Annotated in this window: 7 protein-coding genes; 3 read left to right on the forward strand and 4 right to left on the reverse strand. The window is 71.9% G+C overall.

Features of this window, described 5'->3' with window-relative positions:
• Positions 1–36: 36 nt before the first annotated feature.
• From pheA to DEJ02_RS10180, 4 genes are read right to left on the reverse strand one after another with little or no spacing between them, the layout of a single operon-like run.
• The gene (pheA, locus tag DEJ02_RS10165) at positions 37–993 is read right to left on the reverse strand and encodes a prephenate dehydratase (protein WP_071406510.1); all 957 of its coding nucleotides are present in this window, start codon (positions 991–993) and stop codon (positions 37–39) included.
• A gap of 39 nt (positions 994–1032) precedes the next feature.
• On the reverse strand, positions 1033–1578 hold the full coding sequence (locus DEJ02_RS10170; protein WP_017888293.1) for a MarR family winged helix-turn-helix transcriptional regulator: 546 nt from the start codon (positions 1576–1578) through the stop codon (positions 1033–1035).
• A gap of 28 nt (positions 1579–1606) precedes the next feature.
• A complete protein-coding gene (locus DEJ02_RS10175) occupies positions 1607–2077 on the reverse strand; it encodes a hypothetical protein (protein ID WP_111032931.1) in 471 nt (156 codons plus the stop codon).
• Complete coding sequence (locus DEJ02_RS10180) at positions 2074–3669, reverse strand: molybdopterin-dependent oxidoreductase (protein ID WP_181440321.1); 1596 nt, start codon at positions 3667–3669, stop codon at positions 2074–2076. The genes DEJ02_RS10175 and DEJ02_RS10180 overlap by 4 nt, the downstream gene beginning before the upstream one ends.
• Positions 3670–3780: 111 nt before the next feature.
• Here DEJ02_RS10180 and DEJ02_RS10185 point away from each other — a divergent pair, with 111 nt between their 5' ends.
• From DEJ02_RS10185 to DEJ02_RS10195, 3 genes are read left to right on the forward strand one after another with little or no spacing between them, the layout of a single operon-like run.
• Positions 3781–4983, forward strand: coding sequence for a glycosyltransferase family 87 protein (locus tag DEJ02_RS10185; RefSeq protein WP_181440322.1), 1203 nt, complete (start codon positions 3781–3783; stop codon positions 4981–4983).
• Between the two features lie 5 nt (positions 4984–4988).
• Positions 4989–6041 carry a GTP 3',8-cyclase MoaA gene (gene moaA / locus DEJ02_RS10190; RefSeq protein WP_111032935.1) on the forward strand — a complete coding sequence of 351 codons (1053 nt, stop codon included), beginning with the start codon at positions 4989–4991 and terminating at the stop codon, positions 6039–6041.
• A gap of 3 nt (positions 6042–6044) precedes the next feature.
• Positions 6045–6284, forward strand: coding sequence for a MoaD/ThiS family protein (locus DEJ02_RS10195; RefSeq protein WP_111029838.1), 240 nt, complete (start codon positions 6045–6047; stop codon positions 6282–6284).
• Positions 6285–6739 lie beyond the last annotated feature (455 nt).

The raw sequence follows: 6739 nt of genomic DNA on the forward strand, positions 1-6739 counted from the left end.
TCGGGCACGGGACGCACCGCGCCGCCGCGAGACGGGCTACCGCGCCCCGGGCTCGCCCGACACGATCGCGCGCAGCCAGTCCCGCGCCTCGACGAACGCGGCGTCCGAGTAGCGCGCCGGAACCTCGGGCCGGGCACCGTCCGCACGCGGGTACGACCCGAGGAACGTCACGCGCGGGCTGAAGCGGCGCAGGCCGAGCAGCGCGTCCGCGACCCGCTCGTCGCGCACGTGCCCGTCGAGGTCGATGACGAACCGGTAGCGGCCGAGCTCGTCACCGATCGGCCGTGACGACAGCAGCCCCATGTTGATGCCCCGCGTCGCGAACTGCTCGAGCATGTCGACCAGGGCGCCGGGGTGGTCGGCGGGCAGCTCGACGATGACGCTCGTCTTGTCGGCGCCGGTCGGCTCGGGCAGCGCCAGGGTCTTTGACACGAGCACGAACCGGGTGACTGCCGAGGCGTTGTCGCCGATGGACGACGCGAGCACGACGACGTCGTGGTGGTCGGTGATGCCGGGCGGCGCGACGGCGGCGTCGGCGGTGGGGTTCGCCTCGAGCAGGGCGAGGGCCGCTGCGACGTTCGACGACGCCGGGATGTGGCCGTGGCCGGGCAGGTTCGCCTCGAGCCAGTTGTGGGTCTGGGCGTAGGCGACCGGGTGGGCGTTCACGGTGCGGACGTCGGCCAGGGTGGTGCCGGGTCGGGCGACGAGCACGAAGTCGACGGGGACCAGGTACTCCCCCACGATCCGCACGCCGGGGATCCGGGCCAGGGCGTCCTGCGTGGCGCTGACCCCACCATCCACGCTGTTCTCGATCGCGATGACGGCCCCGATCGAGCGGCCGGACATGACGTCGTCCAGGGCCTCACCGACGTTGTTGACGCTCCGCCAGGGCTTGCCGGCGGCGGCCTCGACGAGCTTCAGGGCTGCCTCGGTGAAGGTGCCGGCGGGTCCGAGGTAGGAGTACGTGTCGGACGGCGCGGCGGGGTCGGTCATGCGGCGAGCCTATTGCAGGGACGCGGCCGTCAGCCCGCCTCAGTCGGTCGCCGCACCCGTCAGCCGCTGCTCGCAGATCGCGGTGTCGTCGTCCTCGCGCGGGTAGGTCAGCGCCGCGAACCGCCCCTCGGGGTCGAGCCGCGTCAGGAGCGATGCCGCGATGCCGTCGAGCTGCGCGACCTGCTCGTCGGAGAGCGCGTCGATGACCACCCGGCGGGCGGTGCGGACGTGGTCCGGGGCAGCGTCGACGATGGTGGCGTACCCGGCGTCGGTCAGCCGGACGTCGGTCGCTCGGCGGTCGGAGGTCGACGGGCACCGGGTCACGAGCCCGCGCTTCTCGAGGCGGGACACCACGTGCGACAGCCGCGGCAACGAGGCGTTCGTGGCCGAGGCGAGCGCCGACATCCGCAGGGTCCGGGTGTCGGTCTCGGAGAGCATCGCGATGACCATGTAGTCGAAGTGCGTCAGGTCGGCGTCGCGCTGCAGCTGCTGGTCGAGCGCCGCCGGCAGGAGTTCCATGACCGCGACGAGCTTCATCCACGCGCGCAACTGCTCGCGGGTGAGCCACGGGGTCTCGTCGGTCATGACCTGATCATACCGAAAGGTTGTCCCTTTAACCAGTGGTGCGCACCGCGGACGAACCGGACGAACCAGACGGCCCGCCAGCGCGACGCGACCGCACCACCCCGATGACGAGCACGACCACCACGACGACGAGCAGCGCCCCCTCGACGAGCAGCAGCCGCGTGCCGTAGTCGAACGGCAGCACGGTCGGGTTCTTCTGCCCGTGGTCCTTCGCCGCGATCTCCGGCAGGACCACCAGTGCGAGCACGCTGCCGAGCACGATCGCCGCCTGCACGACGACGAGCACCCAGGCCCGCAGCGAGCGTCCGGCCCGACGCAGCAGCAGCCCGGCACCGACCACGAACGGCGACAGGATCGCGTCGTGCAGCACCACCGCCGCGAGCAGCCACACCCCGAGCCCGCCGATGCGGTTCGGCTTGACGGACGTCACGAGCACGTACGCCCCGAACGCGATGACCAGCACGCCGATCACCACGAGCACGATCCGCGCGGCCTTCACCGGAGCACCTCGATCTTCTCGATCCACTTGGTCTGCAGCACACCGGGCCGTCCGGGAGCGATGATCCGCGCCGGGAACCCGTGGTCCAGGTCGAGCGTCGCACCGTTCAGCTCGAGGGCGACGAGGGTCGTCGGGTCCTCGGCGTACTCCGGTCCCATGTCCATGATCCGGTAGCCGCCGTGCCGCTCCAGGCTCGTCACGCGCACGTGCGACCCCTGCGGCGCCTGCACGGCGTCGAGCAGGTCGCGCATCCGCACGCCCTTCCAGGTCGCCATCTGACTCCACCCCTCGACGCACGAGATGGGCAGGTCGACCTGCGCGGTGCCGAGCGCGACGAGTTCCGCCCGGACGAACGTCCGGCTCACGTCGTGGCCGACGACGGTGAGCGTCCAGTCGGCGGCGGTCGCGGTGGCGAGGACGCCGGCCGCCCGCGCGGTGCGGTTCACCGGCAACCCGTTCGCGCCGATGCCGCGGCCGCGGGCGCCGAACACGTTGAACGGTTCCGCGAGCTTCGAGGACTGCCCCGCCGTGAGCGCGACGACGCCGACCGTCGCCGCCGTCACGCCGGCGAAGAACCCGCGTCGGGCGATGCGCTGGCGTCGTCCGGTGGCTGCTTCCGGCGTCGGCCTGGAGGCCCGGCTCGCCTCCGCCACGTCGGCCGTCGGCTGGGCGGGACTCGGCTCCTCGGACACCTCGCGGGTCTCCGGGGCCGTGTCGGGTCCGGTGGGACGGGACTCGGCGCCGCCGGGGGCGGCGTCGACGCCGTCGATCCAGCGGAACACGCGGCCCAGCAGGCCGGGGGCGGTGGACCCGGTGGTCTCGGAGACCGCAGCGCGCGGGGCGGACGCTGAATGAGCCTCCAGACCGGGTGGGAGCAGTTCACTGCCGGACGCGGGGTCCGCGATGAACCGGCCGTGCACGTCGTAGGAGTCGCGCTTCCGCCAGTAGCGGGCGATGACCGGCAGCTTGGCGGCGATGTGGATGGCCAGCGACCCGATGATCACGTAGGCCAGGGCGTTGTGCACCTGGCGGAACGGGAACGGCCACGGGTACCACTGGTACGTGTTGAGCAGGCCGGTGACGACCTGGATGATCGACGCGGACACGAGCACCGCGATCGAAAGCCGCTCGAGCAGGTGCAGCACGCCGCGCACCGGCGGCACCTGCACCAGGGCGGGCATGACGGTGTTGAGCTTGGCGAGCAGCAGCGGGATGATCGCGATGCCGGTCGTGATGTGCAGGCCCTGCGTGAACTGGTACAGCTGCGTCGGACGGGTCGGGAACCGCATCCAGCCGAGCGGTTCCTGCAGCAGGTGGCTGTAGATCCCGGTGCCGAAGCAGATCAGGAACGCGATGCCGAGCAGGCGCCCGAGCACCACGGCCGAGCGGGCGTTGCGGTTGGGGGACGCCAGAGCTGCTCGTCCGTCGTGCAGCAGGCGCTGGAGGCCGGATAGCCTCGACGGACCATGAGCGACCGACTGCGTGCCCTCCGACCGTCCCTGGCCGACGGCACCGCCGTCCGGATCGGCACGGTGCTGGCCGTCGTTGGGGTACTCGCCCTGTCGGGCGTCATCGCCGTCGGCGTCACGCATCTGGGGTTCCTCCGATCGGGCCATCGTTCTGCATTCGTTGCGTGGACGCTGATCGCTTGGACCGTCTTCGTGATCGCCGTGCTCGCGGTGCGTTTCGTGCCCGTCCGGTGGATGACCACCATGGTCATCGGCGGAGCGGTGGTGATCGGCATCGCCGCGCTGGTCGGCCCGCCCAACACGAGCACCGACTCCGCTCGGTACGCGTGGGACGGCATCGTCCAGCATGCCGGTGTCTCACCGTACGCGCACACCCCCCAGTCCGCGGCACTGTCCGGTCTGCGACCCGACTGGTTGTTCCCCGACAAGGTCGACGGCACGTGCGATCCGCTGAAGCCCCGGTTCCGCGGGCTCGGCGACGGCGCGGACGGGCACTGCACCGCGATCAACAGGCCCGACGTCACGACGATCTACCCGCCGATGGCGCAGCTGTGGTTCGCCGCGGTGCGGTTCTTCGTGCCGGCGACCGCGCAGTACCTGCCGTTCCAGGTCGCCGGGCTGCTCGTGTCGCTCGGTGTGACCGTCGGGCTCGTCCTGGTGCTCCGCCGGATCGGCCGTCCGACCTGGTGGGCGGCGCTCTGGGCCTGGTCGCCGCTCGTCGCGTCCGAGGCGGTCACCAACTCGCACGTCGACGTCGTCGGCGCCGCCCTCGCCACGGCCGGTGTCGTGCTCGTCGCGTTCGGCCGGCCGATCTGGGGCGGGATCGCGCTCGGGGCCGCGACCGCGACCAAGCTCATCCCGGCGATCGTGTACCCGCCGTTGCTCGGCCGCGGTCGGGCGTGGTGGGCGATCCCCATCGGCATCGCCGTGTTCGGGCTGCTCTACGTGCCCTACGTGCTGACGACCGGGCTCGACGTGCTCGGGTACCTGCCCGGCTACCTGAACGAGGAGGGCTACGAGGACGGCTCCCGGTTCGCGCTGGTGTCGCTCGTGGTCAAGGGCGACGCGGCGACCCTGGTGGTGGGGCTCCTGGTGCTGCTGGCGGCGTTCGTGGCGTGGCGGCTGTCCGACCCGGCGCGGCCGTGGTCCGGCGAGGTCCTGATGATCGGGGTGACGTTCCTCGCCGTGACGCCGCGCTACCCCTGGTACGCGCTGCTGCTCATCCCGTTCGTGGTGCTGTCCGGGCGGTGGGAGTGGTTGTCGATCGGCCTCGCCATCGCGCTGCGCGGGGTGTGGCCGTCGGCGGACGCCTACCGGTGGTGGTTGCTCGCGGCCGTGGCGGTCATCGTGGTCGTCACACTGCTGCGCACGGAGCGGTCGCAGTGGCGACGGTGGTGGGAGCGGCTGACGTTCCGGCGCGTGGAACACGTACGCTGACGACCATGGCACCCGCGATCCTGCTCGGCACGACCGGCTCCGTGGACCCGGCTCCCGCCGGGCTCGTCGACCGCTTCGGGCGTCGCGCCGTCGACCTGCGGGTGTCGCTGACCGAGCGCTGCAACCTCCGCTGCACGTACTGCATGCCCGCGGCCGGGCTGCCGTTCGCCCCCGACGAGGCACTGATGACGGCGACCGAGATCGAGCGGCTGGTCCGGATCGGCTCGTCGCGGTTCGGCGTCCGCAAGGTCCGGTTCACCGGCGGGGAGCCGATGCTCCGGCACGACCTGGTCGACGTGATCGCCCGGTGCGCCGCGCTGCCCGACGCCCCGGAGCTGTCGCTCACCACGAACGCGATCGGCCTCGCGCACCGCGCCCAGGGCCTGTACGACGCCGGACTGCGGCGCGTGAACGTGTCGCTCGACACCGTCGATCCCGACGTCTTCACCACCGTGACCCGCCGCCCGTTCCTCGACAAGGTCATCGCCGGGCTGTCGGCCGCGCACGACGCCGGGCTCGACATCAAGGTGAACGCGGTGCTGCTGCGCGGGATCAACGACGAGGCCGCCCCGGAACTCCTCCGCTGGTGCCTGGAGCGTGGCTACGAGCTGCGGTTCATCGAGCAGATGCCCCTCGACCCCGACCACGCCTGGGACCGCACCTCGATGATCACCGCCGCCGAGACCCGCGCACTGCTGGCGACGTCGTTCGTGCTCACCCCCGACGACGCCCCGCGCGACGGTGCCCCGGCCGAGCGGTACCGCGTGCACGACGCCGTCACCGGGGAGCCGCTCGGCACCGTCGGGATCATCGCGAGCATCACCGAGTCGTTCTGCGCCGACTGCACCCGTACCCGGCTGACCGCCGACGGACACGTGCGCAGCTGCCTGTTCTCGGACGAGGAGACCGATGTGCTCGGGCCGATGCGCTCCGGGGCGGACGACGACCAGGTCGCCGAGCTCTGGCGGCTCGCGATGTGGGCGAAGCCGCGCGACCACGGTGACGACAGCGACGAGCTCGTGCACCCGACGCGCGGCATGAGCGCGATCGGCGGCTGAGGCATGACCACGATCCGGTTCTTCGCCGCTGCCCGGGCTGCCGTGGGTGTCGACTCGCTGACCACGTCGGGGCCCACCATCGAGGCCGCCCTCGGCGCGATCGACGTCGTGGACCCTGCGCGATGGAGTGCGCTGCAGGAGCGCTGCTCGTACCTGGTCGACGGCGTGACCACGCGCGACCGGGCGACCTCGCTCGACGGTGTCGAGGTCGTCGACGTCATGCCGCCCTTCGCCGGGGGCTGAGTTCGCGGGCTGAGTTCGGCGGCTGAGCGGTACGCCCGTTCCTTCCCAGAACACCCGCGATACCTGGTACTTCCGGGCATACCGTGTCGGAACTTCCGACCAGGTACGCCCGATTCGACCAGGTACGCCCGGAACGATCAGGTACGCCCGGAACGATCAGGCACGCCCGACTCGACCAGGTACGCCCGACTCGACCAGGTACGCCCGACTCGACCAGGTACGCCCGGAACAACCAGGTAGACCCGACCCCGACCCCGCGCCCGCGCACCCTGCGCCCGTTCCTTCCCAGAACACCCGCGATACCTGGTGCTTCCGGGCATACCCGGTGCGAACTTCCGACCAGGTACGCCCGGAACGACCAGGTACGCCCGGAACGACCTGGCGCCGCCAGCCCAGCCCGACCCCGACCGCGCCCCGCCGGTGAACCGGACCTTGCGGACGCCGAACCGCGACGA

This window comes from Curtobacterium sp. MCLR17_042 (assembly GCF_003234695.1).
Lineage (GTDB): Bacteria > Actinomycetota > Actinomycetes > Actinomycetales > Microbacteriaceae > Curtobacterium > Curtobacterium flaccumfaciens.

What these genes read in the sequence shown, in the direction of transcription:
- DEJ02_RS10170 (WP_017888293.1), bottom strand. Translation starts at nt 1,578, where the DNA reads ATGACCGACGAGACCCCGTGGCTCACCCGCGAGCAGTTGCGCGCGTGG.
- pheA (WP_071406510.1), bottom strand. Translation starts at nt 993, where the DNA reads ATGACCGACCCCGCCGCGCCGTCCGACACGTACTCCTACCTCGGACCC.
- moaA (WP_111032935.1), top strand. Translation starts at nt 4,989, where the DNA reads ATGGCACCCGCGATCCTGCTCGGCACGACCGGCTCCGTGGACCCGGCT.
- DEJ02_RS10185 (WP_181440322.1), top strand. Translation starts at nt 3,781, where the DNA reads ATGACCACCATGGTCATCGGCGGAGCGGTGGTGATCGGCATCGCCGCG.
- DEJ02_RS10195 (WP_111029838.1), top strand. Translation starts at nt 6,045, where the DNA reads ATGACCACGATCCGGTTCTTCGCCGCTGCCCGGGCTGCCGTGGGTGTC.
- DEJ02_RS10180 (WP_181440321.1), bottom strand. Translation starts at nt 3,669, where the DNA reads ATGCGTGACGCCGACGGCGATGACGCCCGACAGGGCGAGTACCCCAAC.